This window comes from Streptomyces chlorus (genome assembly GCF_042655885.1).
Taxonomy (GTDB): Bacteria; Actinomycetota; Actinomycetes; order Streptomycetales; family Streptomycetaceae; genus Streptomyces; species Streptomyces chlorus.
In genome coordinates this window covers 47,341-70,501 of the sequence record NZ_JBHSOA010000025.1, presented here as the reverse complement: position 1 = coordinate 70,501, position 23,161 = coordinate 47,341, and the positions used below count along the sequence as shown (strand labels likewise).

Annotated in this window: 15 protein-coding genes and 1 pseudogene; 12 read left to right on the top strand and 4 right to left on the bottom strand. The window is 73.4% G+C overall.

The window, feature by feature from the left end; translation table 11 throughout:
• Positions 1 to 6: 6 nt before the first annotated feature.
• Entirely contained in the window at positions 7 to 1,116 is a 1,110-nt protein-coding gene (locus ACFPZI_RS11875; protein WP_381361953.1) for a class I SAM-dependent methyltransferase, read from the bottom strand.
• A gap of 318 nt (positions 1,117 to 1,434) precedes the next feature.
• Between ACFPZI_RS11875 and cobT the strand changes: the two genes are divergently transcribed.
• A complete protein-coding gene (gene cobT / locus ACFPZI_RS11870) occupies positions 1,435 to 2,589 on the top strand; it encodes a nicotinate-nucleotide--dimethylbenzimidazole phosphoribosyltransferase (RefSeq protein WP_381361950.1) in 1,155 nt (384 codons plus the stop codon).
• A 46-nt stretch (positions 2,590 to 2,635) separates the two neighbouring features.
• Here the strand turns inward: cobT and ACFPZI_RS11865 are convergent, their stop codons facing one another.
• Positions 2,636 to 3,400, bottom strand: coding sequence for a hypothetical protein (locus tag ACFPZI_RS11865; RefSeq protein WP_381361947.1), 765 nt, complete (start codon positions 3,398 to 3,400; stop codon positions 2,636 to 2,638).
• Between the two features lie 60 nt (positions 3,401 to 3,460).
• Here ACFPZI_RS11865 and ACFPZI_RS11860 point away from each other — a divergent pair, with 60 nt between their 5' ends.
• Positions 3,461 to 4,252: an adenosylcobinamide-GDP ribazoletransferase gene (locus ACFPZI_RS11860; RefSeq protein ID WP_381361945.1), complete on the top strand. Its 792-nt coding sequence runs from the start codon at positions 3,461 to 3,463 to the stop codon at positions 4,250 to 4,252.
• A 46-nt stretch (positions 4,253 to 4,298) separates the two neighbouring features.
• Here ACFPZI_RS11860 and ACFPZI_RS11855 read toward each other — a convergent pair whose 3' ends face one another.
• Positions 4,299 to 5,132: an endo alpha-1,4 polygalactosaminidase gene (locus tag ACFPZI_RS11855; protein ID WP_381361942.1), complete on the bottom strand. Its 834-nt coding sequence runs from the start codon at positions 5,130 to 5,132 to the stop codon at positions 4,299 to 4,301.
• 254 nt (positions 5,133 to 5,386) lie between these two features.
• On the opposite strand from ACFPZI_RS11855, the gene ACFPZI_RS11850 reads away from it, so the two are divergent.
• The 10 genes and pseudogenes from ACFPZI_RS11850 to ACFPZI_RS11805 all read left to right on the top strand — a co-directional run bounded on the left by ACFPZI_RS11850 (position 5,387) and on the right by ACFPZI_RS11805 (position 22,250).
• On the top strand, positions 5,387 to 6,934 hold the full coding sequence (locus ACFPZI_RS11850; protein WP_381361939.1) for a leucyl aminopeptidase: 1,548 nt from the start codon (positions 5,387 to 5,389) through the stop codon (positions 6,932 to 6,934).
• Positions 6,935 to 7,261: 327 nt separating this feature from the next.
• A complete protein-coding gene (lpdA, locus tag ACFPZI_RS11845) occupies positions 7,262 to 8,650 on the top strand; it encodes a dihydrolipoyl dehydrogenase (protein ID WP_381361937.1) in 1,389 nt (462 codons plus the stop codon).
• Between the two features lie 60 nt (positions 8,651 to 8,710).
• Positions 8,711 to 10,507: a 2-oxoglutarate dehydrogenase, E2 component, dihydrolipoamide succinyltransferase gene (gene sucB / locus ACFPZI_RS11840; RefSeq protein WP_381361934.1), complete on the top strand. Its 1,797-nt coding sequence runs from the start codon at positions 8,711 to 8,713 to the stop codon at positions 10,505 to 10,507.
• A 401-nt stretch (positions 10,508 to 10,908) separates the two neighbouring features.
• Positions 10,909 to 11,547, top strand: a complete 639-nt coding sequence (locus ACFPZI_RS11835) for a GntR family transcriptional regulator (RefSeq protein WP_381361931.1) — start codon at positions 10,909 to 10,911, stop codon at positions 11,545 to 11,547.
• Between the two features lie 345 nt (positions 11,548 to 11,892).
• Positions 11,893 to 16,461: a cation-translocating P-type ATPase gene (locus ACFPZI_RS11830; protein ID WP_381361928.1), complete on the top strand. Its 4,569-nt coding sequence runs from the start codon at positions 11,893 to 11,895 to the stop codon at positions 16,459 to 16,461.
• 58 nt (positions 16,462 to 16,519) lie between these two features.
• Positions 16,520 to 16,651: a hypothetical protein gene (locus tag ACFPZI_RS11825; protein ID WP_381361925.1), complete on the top strand. Its 132-nt coding sequence runs from the start codon at positions 16,520 to 16,522 to the stop codon at positions 16,649 to 16,651.
• A gap of 118 nt (positions 16,652 to 16,769) precedes the next feature.
• The gene (locus ACFPZI_RS11820; protein ID WP_381361923.1) at positions 16,770 to 17,267 is read left to right on the top strand and encodes a hypothetical protein; all 498 of its coding nucleotides are present in this window, start codon (positions 16,770 to 16,772) and stop codon (positions 17,265 to 17,267) included.
• Positions 17,268 to 17,612: 345 nt separating this feature from the next.
• Positions 17,613 to 20,315 carry a pyruvate dehydrogenase (acetyl-transferring), homodimeric type gene (gene aceE / locus ACFPZI_RS11815; protein WP_381361920.1) on the top strand — a complete coding sequence of 901 codons (2,703 nt, stop codon included), beginning with the start codon at positions 17,613 to 17,615 and terminating at the stop codon, positions 20,313 to 20,315.
• A gap of 75 nt (positions 20,316 to 20,390) precedes the next feature.
• A pseudogene (locus tag ACFPZI_RS11810) lies at positions 20,391 to 21,398 on the top strand (helix-turn-helix transcriptional regulator); the annotation flags it as partial.
• Positions 21,399 to 21,731: 333 nt separating this feature from the next.
• A complete protein-coding gene (locus ACFPZI_RS11805; RefSeq protein WP_381362915.1) occupies positions 21,732 to 22,250 on the top strand; it encodes a DUF4240 domain-containing protein in 519 nt (172 codons plus the stop codon).
• Between the two features lie 31 nt (positions 22,251 to 22,281).
• On the opposite strand, the gene ACFPZI_RS11800 is transcribed toward ACFPZI_RS11805, so the two are convergent.
• The gene (locus tag ACFPZI_RS11800; RefSeq protein ID WP_381361918.1) at positions 22,282 to 23,118 is read right to left on the bottom strand and encodes a peptidoglycan recognition protein family protein; all 837 of its coding nucleotides are present in this window, start codon (positions 23,116 to 23,118) and stop codon (positions 22,282 to 22,284) included.
• Positions 23,119 to 23,161: the final 43 nt, after the last annotated feature.

Below are 23,161 nucleotides of genomic sequence, written 5' to 3'. Positions count from 1 at the left end.
GCCGGGTCAGTTCGCCGGCTTTCGCGCGATGATCCGGTACGCGTTGGCGAACGGGGTGTGCCGCAGGACCGGCGCCAGCGCGAGGTCCGTCAGCGCCGCGACGGCGACCAACGGGGTGCCCGCCCGCAGCAGTACGGCGCGCGCCTGCTGCTGGAACGGGGTCGGCGGGATCGCGCGCCAGGGGGCGGGCAGGGCTTGGGAGAGGGCCAGCGCGGCGGCGCCGGCCAGGTCGTACGGGATGTACAGGGCACGGTGCTTGGACCCGGACGTGCCGGACTTGGCGGCGACGGGCCTGGTGGTGACGATCGCGCAGCCGAGCGTCTCCAGTTCGGCCCGGAGGTTGCGCGGCGGCAGCAGGTGGAGTCGGCGGGGCTGGTCGTAGGACAGCCACCGGTTGCCGAACAGGGCGGCGAACGCGCAACCGGGGTCCAGGGTCTCGATGAGCAGATGTCCGCCGGGGCGCAGGGCGTCCAGGGCGGCGCGGAGTTCCGCCCGCGGGTCGGTGGTGTGTTCGAGGTGGTGCAGCAGGCTGACGACGTCGTAGCGGGTCGCCACCCGGGCCAGCAGCTTCGGGTCCGTCAGCGCGCCGATGTGGGCCTCCTCGACGCGGCCGAGGACGCGGGCGCGTTCGACGCGCGCGGTGAGGTCGGTGCCGTCGAAGGCGGTGTACGGGAAGAACTCCCGCGCGGTGTCCGGGAAGCGGCCGTGTCCGGTGCCGACGTCCAGCCAGCTCTCCGGTTCGCCGAAGCGCAGCATCGCGCGGGCCGTGGCCCGGCGGCGGCGCGGGGCGTCGCGCAGCGCGAGGACGTGGTCGGTGACGGCGTCCCGGGGGGCGTCGCGCAGCGCCCGGTGGTGGAAGGCCAGGCCCTCGGCGGTGAGCCGGGGGTTCTGGAAGGTGTGTCCGCATTCCCGGCACTCGTCGACGGTGAACCGGCCCGGCCGGTGCCGCCGCAGGTCACCGGTGCGCAGCCGGTTGCGCAGCCGCGCCGAGCCGCACCAGGGGCAGTCTCCGCGGCGCGGCTCGTGCACCCGCACGGAGGCTTGCTGGGCGGGAACGACCAGAGCACGGGGTGCGGCGGACGACGGGACGGCGGCGGGCGCGTCGGGCTCTGACATGGCGGCTCCGGGTGGGTCGGGCGGGGCGAGCGGGGTGGGGTGGGGTGGGGTGGGGTGGGGTGGGGTGGGGTGGGGTGGGGCTGAACAGGGAGGGCGTGAGCGGAACGGGTGGAACGGACTCGGTGTACTGGCTGGACGGTCGGGACACGGTGACGACATTCCCTTGCAAAACGTTACGGATCGGATGGCGATCCCGGGCGCAATGACGCCGGGGTGGCGTCGCCCGGCGGGCGGGATGCCGGCGGTGCGGCCCGGAGGATGCCGAGGACGGGCCCCAGCACTCCGACGTGTTCGATCCGGGCCGGTACTGTTCGGCGAATGAGCGCGCTTAATCTCGACGACTTCACCGATCTGATCGAGCGTCCGGACGGCGGGGTACGCCGTGACGCGGAGGCGCGTCGCGAGCGCCAGATCGTGCCGCCCGGGTCGCTGGGCCGCCTGGACGAGCTGGGTGAGTGGCTGGCCGCCGCACAGTCCGCGGTGCCGGTGCGGCCGATCGAACGGCCGCGGGTCGTCCTCTTCGCCGGTGATCACGGGATCGCCCGGCAGGGCGTCTCGGCGCGGCCCGCGGGCAGCGCCGGGGAGCTGGTGCGCGAGGTGCTGGAGGGCGGCCGTCCGGTGTCCGTGCTGGCCCGGCGGCTCGGGGTGCCGGTGCGGGTGGTCGACATGGCTCTGGACTGCGACCCGGACGCCCTGCCCGAGGACGTCGTACGGCACCGGGTGCGGCGCGGCAGCGGACGGATCGACGTCGAGGACGCGCTGAGCCTCGAGGAGGCCGAAGCGGCGTTCCGGGCCGGGGTCGCGGTGGCCGACGAGGAGGCCGACTCCGGTACGGACCTGGTGGTGCTCGGCGATGTGAGCGTGGGCGGGACCACGGCGGCGGGTGTGCTGGTGGGTGCGCTGTGCGGGACGGACGCGTCCGTGGTCACCGGGCGCGGCGGGCTGGCGATCGACGACCTGGCCTGGATGCGCAAGTGCGCGGCGATCCGCGACGCGCTGCGACGGGCCCGGCCCGTGCTCGGCGACCAGCTGCGGCTGCTGGCGACGGTGGGCGGGGCCGACCTCACCGCGATGACGGGCTTCCTGCTGCAGGCCGCGGTACGGAAGATGCCGGTCGTGCTCGACGGGGTCGTGACGGCGTCGTGCGCGCTGGTGGCGCAGCGGATCGCGTTCCGGGCGCCGGACTGGTGGCTGGCCTCGCACGACAGCGGTGAGCCTGGCCAGGCGAAGGCACTGGACCGGATGGCGATGGAACCGCTTCTCTCCCACGGCGTCACCGTGGGCGAGGGCACGGGCGGCCTCCTGGCCCTCCCCCTGGTCCAGGCGGCGGCCGCCCTGGCCGCGGAACTCCCGGAACACCCGGAGGAGTCGGAGACGCCGGAGGCGCCGAAGACACCGGAACCCTCGGAGCGGCCTGCCGAGGCGGACCGGCCGACGGAATCGGAGACCTCGGAAGTGCCGAAGCCCGAGTAGCCGACCCTCTTACGTTCCGGGGGCAGCCCCCGGCACCCCCGCTCTGTCACCCCCGTTCGATTGGGCGGGGCGGTTCGGGGTCGGGTTTGCCGCCGATCCAGTCCTGGACCGCGCGGCGGGGCGCCGACCAGCGCAGGTCGTGGTGGTAGGCGCGGAGGACGGCTTTCGCGCGGGCGCGGGGCCTGCGCCGGTAGAAGCGTCTGGACCACGGGGAGCCGGGACGCGCCAGGCGCAGCGCGCCGAACACGGCGATGACGGGGACGATCACGCCGAACACGGCGATCCTCGCCTTGCCCTTGCTCAGGGCGATGAGCGAGAAGAGGAAGTTGACCGCGACGTTCAGGACGACGCCGGCGCGGTTCTGGAGTTCTTCCGCGCTGAGGTCGTTGACGCCGAACGGGGAGAACCCGGCCAGCACCAGCCCGACCAGGGCGGCGGTGAGGACGACCACCTCGACGCTCTGCCGGCCCGCCTCGGTCCAGTAGACGTCGTCGAGGTGCAGGATCAGCGCGAACTCGTCCAGGACCAGACCGGCACCCATGCCGAAGACGACCGCGCTGAGCGCCGACCCGAAGCCGTACCGGCCGCCCGCCACCGCGCCGAAGCCGCCGACGACCGTGAGGATCACGCCGGGCACGACGTGGTGGATGTGCAGACCGCCCGCCTTGACGTTGCCGAAGGGGCCCTTGCCGGCCCGGATCAGCCGGGTGACGGCCCGGGTGATCACGAAGGTGAGGACGAAGGCGGTGAGGGCGAGAAGCAGCGGCAGCTTGCCCGGCTCGATGATGTTCCGCTGCAGCCAATGTCCCATAAGCGCACTTTATCCAGGGCGACCCGGGGTGCCCTGCTGACCACCGGGTAACCTGCGCCGGTGCCCGCACCCTTCCTGACCTCGTTGTCCGACGGTCTGCGCTTCGCCTTCGGCACCCTGACCGTGCTCCCGGTCCGGGTGACCCGCTGGGACCGCCCGGCCGCGCGCGGCGGCATGCTGTGCGCCCCGCTCGCCGGGCTGGTGGTGGGCGCCGTGGCCGCCGCCGTCGGACTCCTGCTGCTGCTCCTCGGCGCGGGCGCGCTGCTCGCCGCCGTCGCCACCGTCGCCGTACCCGCCGTCCTCACGCGCGGGCTGCATCTCGACGGACTGGCCGATGTCGCGGACGGGCTCGGCAGCGGCAAGCCGGCCGAGGACGCGCTGCGGATCATGAAGCAGTCGGACATCGGGCCGTTCGGCGTGCTCACCCTCGTCCTGGTGCTGCTGGCCCAGGTGGCCGCGCTGGCCCAGGCCTACGGCGACTCCTGGACCCGGGGCGCGCTCGCCGCCGTGGTCGCGGCGGTCGTGGCCCGGCTCGCCCTCACCCTCGCCGCCCGCACCGGGGTGCCGCCCGCACGTCCGGAAGGGCTGGGCGCCGCGGTCGCCGGGGTCGTCCCGCGGGCGGGCGCGGCGGCTGTCGCGCTCGCGGTGACCGGGGCCGCGGCGGCCGGGGGCGCCGTCCTCGGCGCGGACGGCGTCGTCCGCGCCGTCCTCGCCGTGCTGCTGTCGGCCGCGGCCGCGCACCTCCTCCTGTGGCACTGCGTCCGCCGCTTCGGCGGGGTCACCGGCGACGTGTTCGGCGCGCTGACGGAGACCGCGGCGACGACCGTCCTCGTCGTCGCGGCGCTGGGCTGAACCGTCGAACCGTCCACGGCACCCCGGGGCCTGTCCGGTACGGGCCTCAGCAGGCTCGGCGCCAGACCCCCAGTTCGTACTTCTTCAGCAGTGAACTCAGCCTCAGCCGCCGGGAGTCCGCGCAGAAGCGGTCGGTGGGCAGTTCGTACTCGGCGTGGAAGACGGCCTTGCCGGCCTCGATGAACGGGGTGAGCCGCGCGCACTCGCCGTACTGGGCGCACTGCTCGTTGACCGCGAAGTCGTAGTCGCCGACCAGCTGCGGGATCTGGTCCAGGTCGTTCTTCAGGCCGACGGCCAGGCCGCGTTCGTGGGCGAGCCGGGCGATCAGGCGGTTGTAGCGGAGCTGGTCGGCGGCGGTGAGCGGGAACCCGGTGCGGTTGCGGTAGCCGTCCATGTTGTCCGGCTCCACCGCGTCGAAGCCCTTGTCGCGGCACATGTCGAACCGCTCGGCCATGATCGGCTCCAGGACGTCGGTACGCCGGATGTCGAGCCAGCGCTCGCCCTCCCAGCCGTTGCCGCGGCCGATCACCTCGTCGGGGAAGTCGCCGGCGTCGGGGCGGAAGTCCTCCCAGGCTCCCGTGGACAGGTAGCAGATGACCTTCCGGCCGTCGCGGTGCAGCCGCGCGACCGTGTCCCCGGAGTGGTCGAACCCGTCGATGTCATAGACCGGTACGTCAACAGAGGTGTCGAGGCGTCCGCTGAGCTGCCACTGCCAGTCGGTGCCGGGACGCGGCTGCCAGCGGGGGTCGTCGCTTTGCCCGGACCCGGACCCGGGACCAGAGCCGGACCCGGAGCCGGGGTTCGTTCCAAAGGCGCAGCCCGCGAGCAGCAGCGCGCACAGAGCGAGTGGCACGGCAAGCAGTCCTGGGGGTCGTCTCATGGGTGTCTCACCTTCACCGCCGTCCGGCGGTCCGCGGGCGGGGCCCCGAAGATGGCCGCCACGTCACCGACGGGTGAAGACCCGGGGGAGGGAGTGGACACGCAGACGCGCGTAGTCTCGTCCGGAGTGTCGCCGTACCGGGGACGGCCCCGCCGAGACCGTACCGCCAGGTCGCCGTCGGGGTCGGCGCCGGGCCGGTCGACCCACACCTTTCGGCCACAGCAACTTCACATCGGAAGCGAGAATTCACCACCGTGACTGCTCTCACTCTCAGCACCGCCGCGTTGCCCGGCCTGCGGGCCGACGCGATCGTGATCGGTGTCGTCAAGGGCACTGCGTCCGCGGCCGGGGGCCCGGTCGTCGTACCGGGCGCCGAAGCCGTGGACAAGGCCTACGACGGTAGGCTCGCCGACGTCCTGGAGACCCTCGGCGCGTCCGGCGCCGAGGGTGAGGTGACGAAGCTCCCCGCGCCGACCGGCTTCAAGACGCCGCTCGTGGTCGCGGTGGGCCTGGGCACCCAGCCCGAGAAGGACGCCGCCCCCGACACCGAGGCGCTGCGCCGCGCGGCCGGCGTGGCCGCCCGCGCCCTGTCCGGCTCCAAGAAGGCCGTCTTCGCCCTCCCGATGACGGACGCAGCCGACGCCGGCGCGGTCGCCGAGGGCGCGCTGCTCGGCGCGTACTCCTTCGACGCCTACAAGAACAGGGGCGACGACGACGGCAAGGACAGGAAGAAGGACCGGAAGGCGCCGCTCGCCGAGGCCGTGCTGGCCGGCGTGAAGTCCCGCGACAAGGCGTTCAATGCGGCCGTGGAGCGTGCCATCGCCGTGGCCGAGGAGCTCAACCGGGCCCGCGACCTGATCAACACCCCGCCCAACGACCTCGACCCCGAGGCGTTCGCCGCCGTCGCGCAGGCCGCGGCCAAGGAACACGGCATCAAGGTGCAGGTGCTCGACGAGAAGGCGCTGGCCAAGGCCGGCCACGGCGGCATCCTCGGCGTGGGCGCCGGCTCGGCGTCGGGTCCGCGGCTGGTGAAGCTGTCGTACACCTCCGCCAAGGCGAAGAAGCACCTCGCCTTCGTCGGCAAGGGCATCACGTACGACTCGGGCGGCATCTCGCTGAAGCCGGCCGGGCACAACGAGACGATGAAGTGCGACATGAGCGGTGCCGCCGCCGTGTTCGCCGCGGTCGTCGCCGCCGCCCGCCTCGGTCTCGCGGTCAATGTCACCGGCTGGCTGGCCCTGGCCGAGAACATGCCGTCGGGTTCCGCCACCCGCCCGGGTGACGTGCTGCGCATGTACAGCGGCAAGACGGTGGAGGTGCTCAACACCGACGCCGAGGGCCGGCTGGTCCTCGCGGACGCGCTGTGGGCCGCCTCGGAGGACAAGCCCGACGCGATCGTGGACGTCGCGACGCTGACCGGCGCGATGGTCCTGGCGCTGGGCAACCGCACCTTCGGCATCATGGCGAACGACGACACCTTCCGCGCCGCGGTGCTGGAGGCCGCCGAGGAGGTCGGCGAGCCCGCCTGGCCGATGCCGCTGCCGGAGCATCTGCGCAAGGGGATGGACTCGGCCACCGCCGACATCGCGAACATGGGCGAGCGGATGGGCGGCGGACTCGTCGCCGGTCTCTTCCTGCGCGAGTTCGTCGGCGAGGGCATCACCTGGGCCCACCTCGACATCGCGGGGCCGGCCTTCAACGAGGGCAGCCCCTTCGGGTACACGCCCAAGGGCGGTACGGGTTCGGCGGTACGGACGCTGGTCCGCCTCGCGGAGCAGACGGCGACCGGCGAACTGGGCTGAGCCGGCCGGCCGCCGGCGGGACCCCGTGCGCGGGCAGAACGGGGCCCCGCCGACCGCCGGCCGGGTCGTGCCCTGTCGTACTCCACCGTGCGCGGGGACGCGTCGTACGGGACGTCGCAGGTGCTCACCGCGCCTGCGGCGGGCGGGCGTTCGAACGTGGGACGTCTCACACCGCCGCCCCACGTCTCGTTCCGCGCCGACAAGTGCGAGGATAGGGCTCGGCAGGACAGGGCCCCACCGAAGGGCCGAAGGCAAAAGAGCGGCCGGACACCAGCCGCCGACCGGTCGCTGGAGACCGGTGTGGCGCACATGCATGGAGGACGTGACGTGGCGAACGACGCCAGCACTGTTTTCGACCTAGTGATCCTCGGCGGTGGCAGCGGTGGTTATGCCGCGGCCCTGCGCGGGGCGCAGCTGGGCCTGGACGTCGCCCTGATCGAGAAGGACAAGGTCGGCGGTACCTGCCTGCACAACGGGTGCATCCCCACCAAAGCCCTGCTGCACGCGGGCGAGATCGCCGACCAGGCCCGCGAGAGCGAGCAGTTCGGTGTGAAGGCCACCTTCGAGGGCATCGACATGGCGGCCGTCCACAAGTACAAGGACGACGTGATCTCGGGCCTGTACAAGGGCCTGCAGGGTCTGATCGCTTCCCGCAAGGTGACCTACATCGAGGGTGAGGGCCGGCTGTCGTCGCCGACCTCCGTCGATGTGAACGGCCGGCGGCTCCAGGGCCGCCACGTCCTGCTGGCGACCGGCTCCGTGCCGAAGTCGCTGCCGGGCCTGGACATCGACGGCAACCGGATCATCTCCTCCGACCACGCCCTCGTCCTGGACCGGGTGCCGAAGTCCGCGATCGTGCTGGGAGGCGGCGTCATCGGCGTCGAGTTCGCCTCCGCGTGGAAGTCGTTCGGCACCGACGTCACCATCGTCGAGGGCCTCAAGCACCTCGTCCCGGTCGAGGACGAGAACAGCTCGAAGCTGCTGGAGCGGGCGTTCCGCAAGCGGGGCATCAAGTTCAACCTGGGCACCTTCTTCCAGAAGGCCGAGTACACCCAGGACGGCGTGAAGGTCACCCTCGCCGACGGCAAGGAGTTCGAGGCCGAGGTCCTGCTCGTCGCCATCGGCCGCGGCCCGGTCTCGCAGGGCCTGGGCTACGAGGAGGCCGGGGTCGCCATGGACCGCGGCTACGTCCTGGTCGACGAGTACATGCGGACCAACGTCCCGACCGTCTCCGCGGTCGGCGACCTCGTCCCGACGCTCCAGCTCGCGCACGTCGGCTTCGCCGAGGGCATGCTGGTGGCGGAGCGGCTGGCCGGTCTGAAGACCGTCCCGGTCGACTACGACGGTGTGCCGCGGGTGACGTACTGCCACCCGGAGGTCGCCTCCGTCGGCATCACCGAGGCCAAGGCCAAGGAGATCTACGGTGCGGACAAGGTCGTCGCCCTGAAGTACAACCTGGCGGGCAACGGCAAGAGCAAGATCCTCAAGACCGCGGGCGAGATCAAGCTCGTCCAGGTCAAGGACGGTGCGGTGGTCGGCGTCCACATGGTCGGCGATCGTATGGGCGAGCAGGTCGGCGAAGCTCAGCTGATCTACAACTGGGAGGCGCTGCCTGCCGAGGTCGCCCAGCTGGTCCACGCCCACCCGACGCAGAACGAGGCGCTCGGCGAGGCGCACCTGGCCCTCGCGGGCAAGCCCCTCCACTCCCACGACTGACGTCTTCGGTCACGGGCGCGACGACACAGACTTCCGCACTTCTAAGGAGCAACCGAAACCATGGCGGTTTCCGTAACCCTTCCGGCGCTCGGCGAGAGCGTCACCGAGGGCACTGTCACCCGATGGCTGAAGGCCGAGGGCGAGCACGTCGAGGCCGACGAGCCGCTGCTCGAGGTCTCCACCGACAAGGTCGACACCGAGATCCCCGCTCCGGCCTCCGGCGTGCTGTCCTCCATCAAGGTCGCCGAGGACGAGACCGTCGAGGTCGGCGCCGAGCTGGCCCTGATCGACGACGGCAGCGGGGCGGCTGACGCCACCCCCGCGGTGGCTGAGGCACCCGCCGTCGAGCAGCCCGCCGCACCGGCGCCCGAGCCGGCCGCCCAGCCCGCGCCCGCCGCCGAGCAGCCTGCCCCGGCGCCCGCCGCGGAGGCCCCCGCCGCGGGTGCCGCCGAGGGCACGGACGTGGTGCTGCCCGCGCTCGGTGAGTCCGTCACCGAGGGCACCGTCACCCGCTGGCTGAAGTCGGTCGGTGACAGCGTCGAGGCCGACGAGCCGCTGCTCGAGGTCTCCACCGACAAGGTCGACACCGAGATCCCGGCGCCCACCTCGGGTGTGCTGCTGGAGATCACGGTCGGCGAGGACGAGACCGCCGAGGTGGGCGCCAAGCTCGCCGTCATCGGCGCTCCGGGTGCCGCTCCGGCCGCTGCCGCCCCGGCCCCGGCTCCCGCCCCGCAGGCCGCTCCGGCCCCGGCCGCTGCTCCGGCGCCCGCTCCGGCCGCTCCGGCTCCCGCTCCGGCCGCTCCGGCTCCCGCTCCGGCTCCGGCTCCGCAGCAGGCTGCCCCGGCCCCCGCGCCGGCGGCTCCCGCCGCTCCGGCTCCGGCCACTGCCGCGCCCGCCGCGGCTCCGGCCGCCGCCCAGCCGACCGACGAAGGCGCCTACGTGACCCCGTTGGTGCGCAAGCTCGCCGCCGAGCACGGCGTCGACCTGTCCACCGTCAAGGGCACCGGCGTCGGCGGCCGTATCCGCAAGCAGGACGTGGTCGCCGCGGCCGAGACCGCGAAGGCCGCCCCGGCGGCGGCTCCCGCGCCGCAGGCCGCCCCGGCCGCCAGGCGGACCCCGGTCCTCGAGGCCTCGCCGCTGCGCGGCCAGACCGTGAAAATGCCGCGGATCCGCAAGGTCATCGGCGACAACATGGTCAAGGCGCTGCGCGAGCAGGCGCAGCTGTCCTCGGTCGTCGAGGTCGACGTCACGCGGCTGATGAAGCTGCGTGCGCGGGCCAAGGACGCGTTCGCGGCCCGTGAGGGCGTCAAGCTCTCCCCGATGCCGTTCTTCGTCAAGGCCGCGGCCCAGGCGCTGAAGGCCCACCCGGCCGTCAACGCCCGGATCAACGAGGCCGAGGGGACCATCACCTACTTCGACACCGAGCACATCGGTATCGCGGTGGACTCCGAGAAGGGCCTGATGACCCCGGTCATCAAGAACGCCGGTGACCTCAACATCGCCGGTATCTCCAAGGCCACGGCCGAGCTGGCGGGCAAGGTCCGGGCGAGCAGGATCACCCCGGACGAGCTGTCCGGCGGGACCTTCACCATCAGCAACACCGGTTCGCGCGGCGCGCTGTTCGACACGATCATCGTGCCTCCGCGCCAGGTCGCGATCCTCGGCATCGGTGCCACGGTCAAGCGTCCGGCCGTCATCGAGACGGAGGAGGGCACGGTCATCGGCGTCCGCGACATGACGTACCTGACGCTGTCCTACGACCACCGTCTGGTGGACGGTGCCGACGCGGCCCGTTACCTGAACTCGGTCAAGGCGATCCTGGAGGCGGGCGAGTTCGAGGTCGAGCTCGGCCTGTGATCCACAGCCGCTGAAACCGGGTCGCCGACCCCGGTCACTGGTGCCCCCGCCCGGAACCCTCCGGGCGGGGGCACCGTCGTGTGCGCGGTGCGCGGTGCGCGGTGCGCGGGGCACGGGGCACGGGGCACGGGGCACGGGGCACGGCGTACGGGTCGCGCGGGCCCGGCCGTACAGCTCGTACGGGACTCGGCGCATACGCCGTGGGACGTGCCGTATGCGCCGTGTAAGCCTCGTCTCACCTGGTCCAAAGCACCCTGTGCGCCCCTCCCGGACGGCGTCACGGCCGTATTGTCTAAGGGTCAAACGCCCTCAAGGGTCCTGTCCGTCGCCCGTCCGCCGCCCCTCGACGGGGCCCTTCGGGCGGCTGCCTCGGATTCACGAGCCCTGTTCAAGGAGCCCTCATGACCGCGCCCGTCGTCCACTCGCTGCGCGAGCAGATCCGCGAGCACATCCTGGAAGGGATCATCAGCGGGCGCTGGCAGCCGGGCGAGCGGATCGTGGAGCGGCGGATCGCGACGGAGCTGGAGGTCAGCCAGACGCCGGTGCGGGAGGCGCTGCGCGAACTGGAGTCGCTGCGGCTGATCGAGTCGGCGCCCAACAAGGGCGTGCGGGTGCGGAACCTCTCGGCCACCGACCTGGAGGAGAGCTACCCGGTGCGGGCGGGTCTCGAGGCGATCGCCGCGGAACTGGCGGCGGACCGGCTGGCGGAGGACTGCTCGGCACTGGAGCCGCATGTCGCCGCGCTGCACGAGGCCGACCGCACGGCCGACGGCACGGGCCAGGTGCGGCACACGGTCGCCTTCCACCGCGAACTGGTCCGCGCGGCCGGCAACTCGGTGCTGCTGCACACCTGGGAGGGCCTGGGCATCGAGGTGTTCACCGCCCTGTCCATCCGCTGGCTGGGCACGGTCCAGCAGTCCTACGCGGAGGAGCACGAAGAACTGGTCGCGGCGTTCCGACGACGGGATCCGGACATCGGCCGCCTGGTGAAGGAGCATGTGCTGGGCTGCGCGCCGCACGCCGCCGACGCCCCCGCCTGATCCCCGTATTCGCCCGGTGCGGTCCTGGCACCATCCGCCCGGTCCCTCCTGCGTCGCCGCGCCGGGCGAAACTGCCGGGACGTGCCGATACTGGTGAGAGCCGTGTCGTTCCCCAGGGCTGCGACCACGCCCCCGTCGGCCGGTGGTGGAGGCCATGTGATCCTGCCACAGCTGTCCTCCGTGGTTCCCGGGTCCGTCCTGTCCTCGACGCGGAACGCCGTGGCCGCGACGGTATCGGCGGTCCGGTCCGTCGCGCAGGGTCTGGCCGCCGTCCCGGCGGCGCTTCCGTTGCCCGGGCCGGTGTCGCAGCCGCGTGGGCCCGGCCTCTGGCAAACCCCGGGAGGCGTGCAGATCGCGGTCCGGCGGCTGGGACGGCCCGGTACGGCAGCGGCGGCGCGCGGGCTGGAGGCCACGCTGCGCCGGATGCCGGGGGTGAGCCGCGCGGAGGTGAACGGCACGCTGGGTTGCGTGTACGTGGGCTGCGGGCCGAAGACCGACCTTGCGGCCGTCTCCGACCTCGTCGCGGCCGCCGACGCCGCCGCCGGGGAGGCCCCGCGGGCCGGGGGGACGGACCGGGGACGGCGCTCGGTCGGCTACCCCGGGTCCGCGGAGGCACGGGTCGGCGCGGCCGTCCGGCTCGGAGCCGGTCTGGTGGCCGTGGGGGTGGCGTCGGTGGGCGACGCGCTCAGGCTGTCGGCTCTGCACCCGGCGGTGATGTCGGTGATCCATTTCGTGGAGTCCGCGCCCCCGCTGCGCGACGGCATCGCCCGCCGGATCGGCGAGACGGCCACCGAAAACGGCTTCACCGCGGCGAACCTGCTGGCGAGCGCGCTGGCCTTCCGGCCGCTGAGCGCCACGGTGACCACCGTGCTGGCCGCCGCCCGGTATGCGGAGGTGCAGGCGCGCCGTGGGGCGTGGGCGGACTGGGCGCGCAGGCTGGGTATGCAGGAGGGTACGTACCGCCACGACGCGGTGCCGGGTTACGAGCGCCCGGCGCCGCTGCCGCCGGGCCCGGGCGATCGGTACGCCAATGTGGCGGCACCAGTGGCGCTCGCGGCCTACGGTCTGACGTCGGTCGGCACGTTCAGCCAGGATCGTGCGCTGTCACTGCTGATCGCGGGGACGCCGCGCGGCCCCCGGTTCGGACGGGAGGCGTTCGCGTGCGCGGTGGGCCGGGCCCTTTCCGACCGGGGGGCGCTGGTCCTGCGGCCGGAGGTACTACGTCGCCTGGACCGGATCGACACGGTGGTCCTCGACGCCCGCGTGCTGGTCGACCACGACTGGACGATCGAGGGCGTACTGCGCCTGCCACCGCCCGGCACCCCGGGGTCCGGCCCCGAGAACGCGGGGCCCGGAGCCATCCCGGAGACCGGGGGGCATGAGGGTGGTGCCAAGCCGGGCCGGTCGGAGGGCGGCGGCCCGGACACCGCCGGGCCCGGGCGTGAGCCGCGCGGTCCGCAGGGCGGCCCGGCGGACGACGGCCCGGACGAGGACGAGCTTCACGTACGGATCCACGAGCTGATCGAGCCGGGCGGTCCGGCCGGGAGGCGTCCCCGGCACGGCGCCGGCTTCCTGGCGCCGAAGCGGCGGGGCGGCTGGGAACTACGGCCGTTCAGCGGTACGGAGACCGGCTCCGACGGCGCCCCCGTGCCCGCGGAGGCGGCCGCGCGGGCCCGGCAGTGGGCCGAGGAGGGTGCTCAGGTCGTGCTCGTCCGGCGGGAGGGAACGGCGGTGGCCGTTGCCGCCCTGGTCCCCCAACTGCACCCGCTCGCCCACCACTTGGTGCGCGCTGCACGGGAGTGCGGTGAGGTGCGGCTGGTGGGCGGCCCACCCGGGCTGCACCGCCGGTTCGGGCTCGAGGAGGCCGTGCCCACCGGGCACCGGCGTACGGCCGCCCTGGTGCGCTCCCTCCAGGTGGAGGGGCACGGGGTCGTGGTGGTCTCGGCACGGACCCGGCGTGCCCTCGTCCGCGCGGACCTGGGCATCGGATCGATCACCCTCCCGCGGCACGTGCCGTGGGACGCCGACGCCGCCGCCCCGCCCGATGTCGTCCACCTGCTGCTGACCGCCCTGCCGGAGGCCCGGCGGATCGGCCGGCTGTGTGTCCGGCTGGAGGGCGCCGGCGCCGTGGCGGGCTCGGCTCTCGCCCTGCTCGTGCCCCGCCCGCGGGCCTGGGCGCGGGCTCGTCTGGTAGCCGACGGGGTGAGCATCGCCTCAGTCGCCGCGGGCCTCTGGGCCGGGTGGCGACTGCGCGGGCGTCCGGCCCCGGCAGCCGCCGGACGCACGCCCTGGCACGCCATGGCGGTGCGCCAGGTGATGTCCCGGGCCGGCACCTCGTCCCGGGGGCTGGACGAGACCGAGGCCGCCCGGCGCAGGCAGTTCGAGGGCCGTGACCGGCACGAGGGCGCCGGCACCCTGATCGGCCGGGTCGTGGAGGAGTTGGCCAATCCGCTCACGCCCGTCCTGGCGATCGGCGGCGGTGTCTCGGCGGCGCTCGGCTCCGTGCTGGACGCCCTGCTGATCGGCGGGGTGCTCGGTGTGGACGCGCTGGTCGGCGGGGTGCAGCGGCAACAGGCCGACAACGCGGCACAGCGGCTGGTCGAGGCCACCTCGGTGCGGGTGCGGGTGCGCCGGCCCGACCGGGCGGAGGCGGTGGAGACGGCCGGCGAGCACCTGGTGCGCGGGGACGTGATCGAGCTGCGGGCCGGGGACTCGGTCCCGGCGGACTGCCGGGTGGTGCGGGCACAGGGGCTGGAGGTGGACGAGTCCAGCCTCACCGGCGAGTCGCTGCCGGTCGTGAAGAGCGCGGCGCCGACCGCGGCCCGGGCGGTCGCGGACCGCACCTCGATGCTCTACGAGGGCACGACGGTGGCGGCCGGCCACGCGCTCGGCGTGGTCGTCGCCACCGGGACCGCCACCGAAGCGGGCAGCGCGGCCGATGTGGGCGCCGAGGGCGCACCGCCGGAGAGCGGGGTGGAACGGCGGCTGAAGGCGCTGGGCCGGTGGTTCCTGCCGTTGTCCGTCGCCGCGGGAGTCGCCCTCTTCGCCATCGACCTGCTGCGCAGACGACCCCTGGGCGCCGCCCTGGGGTCCGCGGTCAGCCTGTGCGTGGCGGCCGTACCGGAGGGGCTGCCGTTCGTCGCCACGGTCGCGGAGCTGGCCGCGGCCCGCCGGCTGTCCGCGCGCGACACCCTGGTCCGCAGCGCCTCCACCATCGAGGCGCTGGGCCGCACCGACGTGCTGTGCTTCGACAAGACGGGCACGCTCACCGAGGGCCGGATCAGTCTCCAGCAGGTCTCCGACGGCCTGCGGCGCGGTGGCCCCGACCGGCTCACCCCGGCGCTGCGCCGGATCGTCGCCACAGCCGCCCTGGCCGGTCCGCCGGGCGCGGCCGCGACGCTCGCCCATCCCACCGACCGGGCCATCGCCGGCGGCGCCGAGTCGCTCGGCGCCCCCCCGGCCCGGGCCGCCGGGCTCGGTACGGACGTCTGGGAGCGGCTGGCCGAGCTGCCGTTCGAGCCGGGGCGCGGCTACCACGCCGTGCTGGGGCGGTCCGGCAGCGAGGCGCGGATCGTCGTCAAGGGCGCGCCGGAGATCGTGCTGTCCCGCTGCGACCGGGTCCGCCGGGACGACACCACCGAGCCGTTCGACGAGCGGCTGCGCGCGGAGACGGAAGCGGAGATCGACCGGCTGGCCCGGCGCGGCCTCAGGGTGCTCGCGGTCGCCGAGCGGGTCCTGCCCGCGGGTGCGCGGCAGGACGACACCGCCCCCGCCGGTCCGGGGGACCTCGGCGACGAGGTCGTCGGCGGGCTGTGTCTGCTGGGGTTGCTGGGCCTCGCGGACCCGGTGCGGCCCACCGCCGCGCAGAGCGTGGACCGGCTGTCCCGGGCCGGGGTGCGCATCGTCATGCTCACCGGCGACCACCCCAGCACCGCCGCCGCGATCGCCCGGGAGCTGCGGCCCTCCCAGGAGCCGCGCCTGATGACCGGGGCGGAGCTGGACGCCCTCGACGACGCGGCGCTCGCCGGGACGCTGCCGGACATCACGGTGTTCGCCCGGGTCACCCCGGCGCACAAGGTCCGTATCGTCACCGCGCTGCGTTCGGCCGGCCGCACCGTCGCCGTCACCGGCGACGGCGCCAACGACGCGCCCGCCATCCGGATCGCCGACGTCGGCATCGCCCTCGGCTCCCGGGCCACACCGGCTGCCCGCGCCGCCGCCGACGTGGTCGTCACCGACGACCGGATCGAGACCATCGTCGACGCCTTCGTCGAAGGCCGGGCCATGTGGGGCTCGGTGCGCAGGGCGCTGGGCATCCTGCTCGGCGGCAATCTGGGGGAGATCATCTTCACGCTGGCGAGCACGCTGCTCACCGGGCGCAGTGCGCTGAACGCCCGCCAGCTGCTCCTGGTCAACCTGCTCACGGACATGCTGCCCGCCATGGCCATCGCCGCCCGGCCGCCCGCCGACCACCCCGACCGGCTGCTCGCGGAGGGCCCGGAGGCCTCACTCGGCAAAGCCCTGACCCGCCACATCCGACTGCGCGCCGCCGTCACCACGGTGGCGGCCACGGCCGCCTGGATCGTCGCCCGTGCCACCGGCACCCGGGGGCGCGCCGACACGGTCGCCCTGGTCGCGCTGGTGACCTCCCAACTGTTCCAGACGCTCCAGGACGCGGGCCGTGATCCGGTGGTGGCCGCGGCCGCGGTGGGGTCCCTGGTGGTGCTGGGCATGGTGGTGAGCGTGCCGGGGCTCAGCCACTTCTTCGGCAGCCGGCCACTGGGCCCCGCGGCCTGGACGATCGCGCTGGCGTCGGCGGCCGGGTCGCTGCTGGTGCCCCTCGTGGCCCGGGTCGCCGCCGACGCGCTGGGGAAAGTTCACCCGCAGAACACCCGTGTGCAGCCTGCTGGATGACTTGGAGGCCGACAAAGGAGTCGTACCCGGCACGACGCACACGAAAGGCGGCCGACCCATGCCGCACATCCTCACCACGATCCTGACCCAGGTGGCGGTCGCCCTGATCGAGGCCGCAGTGGTCCGGCTGGCCGTCCAGCTCTGGAAGGCCCTCGGTACGAGCGGGCGCCCGGCGGCCGCATACGCCTGAGCGCCCCCGAACCATCCTGCCCGAATTGTCCGTTCAGGTGGGTTTATCCGCGCGCATTGATGGAACGCGGCCAGGAAGACCCCTCGCCACTCATGCCTCACGGCAGGAGAGGACGGAGATGACTTCCCCAGGTCCACAGACCCAGCCACCGCAACAGCCGGCCCCGCCACAGGCCGGGATCCAAGCCGAGGAGACCCCCACTCCAGAACCGCAGCAAGCCCCGACGGAGCACCCCGAGGAGAAGCGGACGGGCGGCAAGGTACTGCACCTGCGCACCGCGCACGCCCGGGTTCCGATCCCCTACGTGACCCCGGGCGACATGTTCTCCGGCGCCGGCAGGACCACGGCCGCGTCCACGGCCACGTCCATACTCCCCTCGCCCCGCAAGCTGGCCTTCTACGGCCTCCTCGGCGCCATGGCCGTGGTCGAGGCCGTCGAGTGGCCGATCGCGGTCGCCGTGGGCGCCGCGACCGAAGTGATCACCCGCGAGCAGGCGGCACGGCAGCGCCAGGGGCACGAACCCGCCGGGCGGGAACGCGCCGGCCACGAGCAGGGCCGGGAGTCCGCCGCCGACCGGACGGAGACCGCGACGCCGCCGCAGTCGGCGACGGCATGACGGATCCGCCCTGAACGCCGGTGGGACCGGACGCCGTCCGAGCGTTCGGCCCCACCGGCGTTCAGGGCTTCCGAGCCACCCCTCACTCGGCTCGAACCGGCCGGTCGCCACTCAGGTGAGCAGGGAAAGCGCGGCACCGCGTGCCCGAATCTCCGGCACAGGATGCCAATTTCTTGATATGGGGACCTTTTTGGCCCTCTACCTTTGATCGATCATCGATCAGGGAGTTATTGTCACCAGCGAGGTCTCCACCAGAGACCTCATCGCCCTGTCCTGCCAAAGACCAAGGGCACCCCCGAACCCTTACCGATGAGGGAACCCCCTTCGACTGAGGAAGGCGGCGACATGACCGACCTCAAGGCCATCCAGCCGAGCGAGCTGGACCAGCTCCCGGACCGCGACCCCGAGGAGACCGCCGAATGGCAGGCCTCGCTCGACGCCGTCGCCAAGGCGGCCGGGCCGCACCGGACCGCGTATCTGATGCGCCGTACGCTGGAGCGCGCCGAGGGCGCCGGCGTCGCGCTGCCGCAGCTCCTCGAGACCGACTACATCAACACCATCCCCACCGCCGCCGAGCCCGCCGTGGACGGCGACGAGGCGATGGAGTCCCGCATCACCGCGTGGAACCGCTGGAACGCGGCGGCGATGGTGTCCCGCGGCAGCAAGTACGGCGTCGGCGGCCACATCGCCACCTTCGCCTCCGCGGCCTGGCTCTACGAGACCGGCTTCAACCACTTCTTCCGCGGCAAGGAGGGTGACGGCTCCGGAGACCAGCTCTACATCCAGGGCCACGCCTCCCCCGGCATCTACGCCCGCGCCTTCCTCGACGGCAGGCTGACCGAGGCGCACCTCGACAACTTCCGCCGCGAGGCCGGCGGCGACGGACTGCCGTCCTACCCGCACCCGCGGCGCCTGCCCTGGCTGTGGGAGTTCCCCACGGTGTCGATGGGCCTGGGCCCGATCTCCGCGATCTACCAGGCGCGGTTCAACCGCTATCTGACCAGCCGCGGTATCAAGGACCTGTCGAACTCCCACGTGTGGGCGTTCCTCGGCGACGGCGAGATGGACGAGCCGGAGTCCACCACCGCGCTCACCCTCGCCTCCCGCGAGGGCCTGGACAACCTGACCTTCGTCATCAACTGCAACCTGCAGCGGCTCGACGGCCCGGTCCGCGCCAACTTCAAGATCGTGCAGGAGCTGGAGGCCCAGTTCCGCGGCGCCGGCTGGAACGTGATCAAGAGCCTGTGGGGCACCGCCTGGGACGAGCTGTTCCAGCTGGACACCACCGGCGCGCTGGTCCGCCGCCTGCGCGAGGTACCCGACGCGCAGGTCCAGACGTACCAGACCCGCGACGCCGCCTACATCCGCGAGGACTTCTTCGGCAAGGACCCCGCGCTCGTCGAGATGGCGAAGCTGCTGAGCGACGACAAGATCGTCGAGTGCTTCCAGCTCTCGCGCGGCGGCCACGAGGCCCGCAAGGTCTACGCCGCCTACCGCGCCGCGCTCTCCCACACGGGTGCGCCGACCGTGATCCTGGCCCAGACGGTCAAGGGCCACACGCTCGGCGACGGCTTCGCGTCGAAGAACGCCAACCACCAGATGAAGAAGCTGTCGGCGGACGAGTTCAAGGCAATGCGCGACCGCCTCGAACTGCCGATCAAGGACAGCGACTTCGTCGACGGCGTGGTCCCCTACGGCCACCCGGGCACCGACTCCCCCGAGGTCCGTTACCTCCAGGAGCGGCGCGTGGCCCTCGGCGGCCCGGCCCCGGCCCGCCGCGTCCACCCGGTCGCTCCGCTGCCGGCCCCGGCCGAGAAGGCGTTCGCCGCCTTCGACAAGGGCTCCGGCTCGCAGAACGTGGCCACCACCATGGCGTTCGTCCGCCTGGTCAAGGACCTGGTCCGCGACAAGGAGACCGGCAAACGCTGGGTGCCGATCGTCCCCGACGAGGCGCGCACCTTCGGCATGGAGTCGCTCTTCCCCTCGCTCGGCATCTACTCGCCCAAGGGCCAGACCTACGAGCCGGTCGACCGCGACCAGCTGATGTACTACAAAGAGGCCAAGAACGGCCAGATCCTCAACGAGGGGATCACCGAGGCCGGTTCCATGGCCGACTTCATCGCCGCCTCCACGTCGTACGCGACGCACGGCGAGCCGATGATCCCGTTCTACATCTTCTACTCGATGTTCGGCTGGCAGCGTACGGCCGACCAGATGTGGCAGCTCGGCGACCAGCTCGGCCGCGGCTTCCTCGTCGGCGCCACCGCCGGCCGCACCACGCTCACCGGTGAGGGCCTCCAGCACGCCGACGGCCACTCCCCCGTCATCGCGGCGACCAACCCGGCCGCGCTGAGCTACGACCCGGCGTTCGCGTACGAGATCGCCACCATCGTCAAGGACGGTCTGCGCCGGATGTACGGCGCGGCGGCCCCGGGCGAGGACCAGAACGTCTTCTACTACCTGACGGTCTACAACGAGCCGGTCCAGCAGCCGGCCAAGCCGTCGGCCGCCGGGATCGACGAGGGCATCCTCAAGGGCCTGTACCGCTTCAACACGGCGGAGTCGGCCGGGCTCACCCCCGCGGCCAACGCCGCGCGGATCCAGCTGCTCGGCTCCGGTACGGCGATCCACTGGGCGCTGAAGGCGCAGCGGCTGCTCGCCGAGGAGTGGGGCGTGGCGGCCGACGTGTGGTCGGCGACGTCGTGGACCGAACTGCGCCGGGACGCGCTGGACGCCGACGCGGCGCTGCTGCGCGGCGAGGAGCGGGTGCCGTACGTCCGGCAGGCGCTCCAGGGCGCCGAGGGCCCGGTGCTGGCGGTGTCCGACTACATGCGCCAGGTCCCCGACCAGATCGCGCAGTGGGTCGAGCAGGACTACTCCTCGCTGGGTGCCGACGGCTTCGGCCTGTCGGAGACCCGTGAGGCGGCCCGCCGCCACTTCGGTGTCGACGCCGAGTCCATCGTCGTCGCGGCGCTGGCGCAGCTCGCCCGGCGCGGCGAGGTGCGGGCGACGGCCGTGAAGGAAGCGCGCGAGAAGTACGGCCTGTGACAGGGCACGCGTCCTACGGACTGTGATGGCAGGAGGCCCCCGCTGCGGCGGGGGCCTCCTGCCATCATGGGCCGCATGCGTGCTGCCCGGCTGATCAAGATGGTACTGCTGCTCCAGTCCCGGCCCTCCATGACCGCCGCCGAACTGGCGCGCGAGCTGGAGGTGTCGGAGCGGACCGTCACCCGGGACGCGCAGGCACTGTCCGAGGCCGGGGTGCCGGTGTACGCGGACCGGGGACGGGCCGGCGGGTACCGGCTGGTCGGCGGGTACCGGACGAGGCTGACGGGGCTGGCCCGCGACGAGGCGGAGGCGCTGTTCCTGTCCGGGGTGCCGGGCGCGCTGCGCGAGATGGGGCTCGAGGACACGGCCTCCGCGGCCCGGCTGAAGGTGTCGGCGGCGCTGCTGCCGTCCCTGCGGGACGCGCCGAGGACGGCGGCGCAGCGGTTCCATCTGGACGCCCCGGGCTGGTTCCGCGAGGTGCCGGCGCCCGAGCTGCTGCCGGCCGTGGCGGACGCGGTGTGGGACGACCGTCCCGTCATCGCGCGCTACCGGCGCGGGGAGAGCGAGGTGGAGCGGGAGCTGGAGCCGTACGGGCTCGTGCTCAAGGCGGGGGTCTGGTACCTGTGCGCGCGGGTGCCGGGGCAGGGGGCATCGGGCCCGATGGCCTACCGGGTGTACCGGATCGACCGGTTCACGGCGGTGGAGGCGGTGACGGGGACGGGTGTGGGCACGGAACGCTTCGAGCGCGACCCGGAGTTCGACCTGCCCGCGTTCTGGGCGGAGCGGGCGGAGCAGTTCGCGCGCTCGATCCTGCGGGCGGAGGTGGTGGTACGGCTGTCGCCCGAGGGAGTGCGCGCGTTGCCGCACGCCGTGGACGCGGCGGCCGCGCGGGAGGTACTGGCCGAGGCGGCCGGGACCGGAGCGGACGACGACGGGTGGGTGACGGTGACCCTGCCGGTGGAGTCCGAGGAGGTCGCCCGCACCCAGCTGACGGCGCTGGGCTCCGAGGTGGAGGTGCTCGCGCCCGCCTCACTGCGGGAGCGGTTCGCCGCCCAGGCCGTACGGCTGGCCCTGCTGTACGGGCCTGGTGTCTGTCGTTCGGATCAGGCCGGATCAGGGAGCGGGGTCCGGTGCCGGGGGCATTGCCCGCGCCTTTCAGGCAGTGGGGGAGCATCGCAAGGCGGAGGAGCATCGCAAGGCGGAGGAGCATCGCAAGGCGGAGGAGGGAGCCAATGGGGGTCTCCCCTGCTCGAGCGAAGCCGAGAGCTTGGGGAAGGATCCCTAGGGACCGACGACAACGCGGCGAGGTGCGGCACCGGGGCCCGCGAGCCCCGGCCTGATCCGAACGGCAGGCCCTGAGTGATCCGCGTTTTCCGGGGTGCGTCTTGGGGGTCCAAGGCCGATGCTTGACGCGTGATGGACGAGACGGAGTTCTGGGAGCTGGTCGACACCGCCCGCGAGGACGCCGAGGGCGACCCGGAGGAGCAGGCCGACCTGCTCGTGGAGCGGCTCGCGCGGCTGGACCCGGAAGCCGTTCTCGACTTCGCCCGGCACTTCGAGTCCCGCTACCACCGCGCCTACCGCTGGGACCTGTGGGGCGCCGCCTGGGTACTCCTCGACGGGGCGAGCGACGACGCCTTCGACTTCTTCAGGTGCTGGCTGATCGGCCAGGGCCGCGAGGTCTACGAGGGCGCGCTGCACGACCCGGACGCCCTGGCCGATCTGCTGGACGACTTCGACGAGGAGATCGACGGCGACGGCGAGGAGCTCGGCTACGCGGCGGACGAGGCGTACGAGCAGCTCACCGGCATCGTGGCCCCCGACCTGGACCTCCCCGCGGGCCCGGCCGAGCCCGAGGGCACGCCCGTCGACTTCGAGAACGACTCCCGGCTCGCCGAACGCTATCCCCGGCTCTGGGACCGGTTCCGGCCCTGAGCCCCGGGAGACCTGCTCACCGGGGTTGCGCTCACCTCGAGGCCCCCGCGATCCGGCTGTTCTCCCCCTGCGCCTTTTCCTGCGTCTTTTCCTGCGTCTTTTCCTGCCGCTCCTGTCGGCGTCCGGCGTCCGGCCGGCGGCCCTGCAGCTCCGCCGCCATCTCCCTGATCCTCGGCAGCCGGGCGTGCAGGGCGGCACCCGGACAGCTGGTCATGAAGCCGTCGCTGTGGCCCGCGAGGGCGGGCAGCATCACGGTGGTGCCGGCCGCGTAGCGGCTGCCACCGTTACTGGAGACCAGCCGGACGTCGGATCGCGGGTCGGTGCCGGACAGACCGAGCTTCCAGGCGGTCAGCCGGGCGATCGCGCGCTCCATCGCGGGCGGCACGGGCACCCCGGCGGTGAAGGTGCCGAGCGCGGCGATACCCGTACTGCGGTGGTTGAAGCCCTGAGTGTGGGCGCCGGTGACGGGACGGCCGGTGCCGCCCGCTCGGCCTTCGTAGATGGTGCCGCAGCGGTCCACGACGAAGTTGTAGCCGATGTCGTCCCAGTCCCGGGCGGTGGTCTGGCCCTCGTAGAGGCTGCGGATGTGGGTGGGGGCCTCGGCGCAGTCGTAGTCGTTGGGCGAGTCGGTGTGGTGGACGAAGACGGCGACGACCTTGTCGTCGTAGCGCGGGGGCGGCTGTTCGCGGTCGGCGTCGCCCACCCAGGCCGCTCTCGACACGATGGGGGGCCTGGGCGCCGTGTAGGCGACCGTCTTGCGTGCGGGGACGGGGGCGGCCGCCGAGGGCTCCGCGGCCCGTTCGACGCCGTACGCGCACAGCACCAGGGCGACCGCCGCGGCGACGCCCGGCAGGCAGCCGAGCAGCACTTTGACGGTTCTGGGCAGGCCCGTGCGGCCGGTTGTGCGGGAT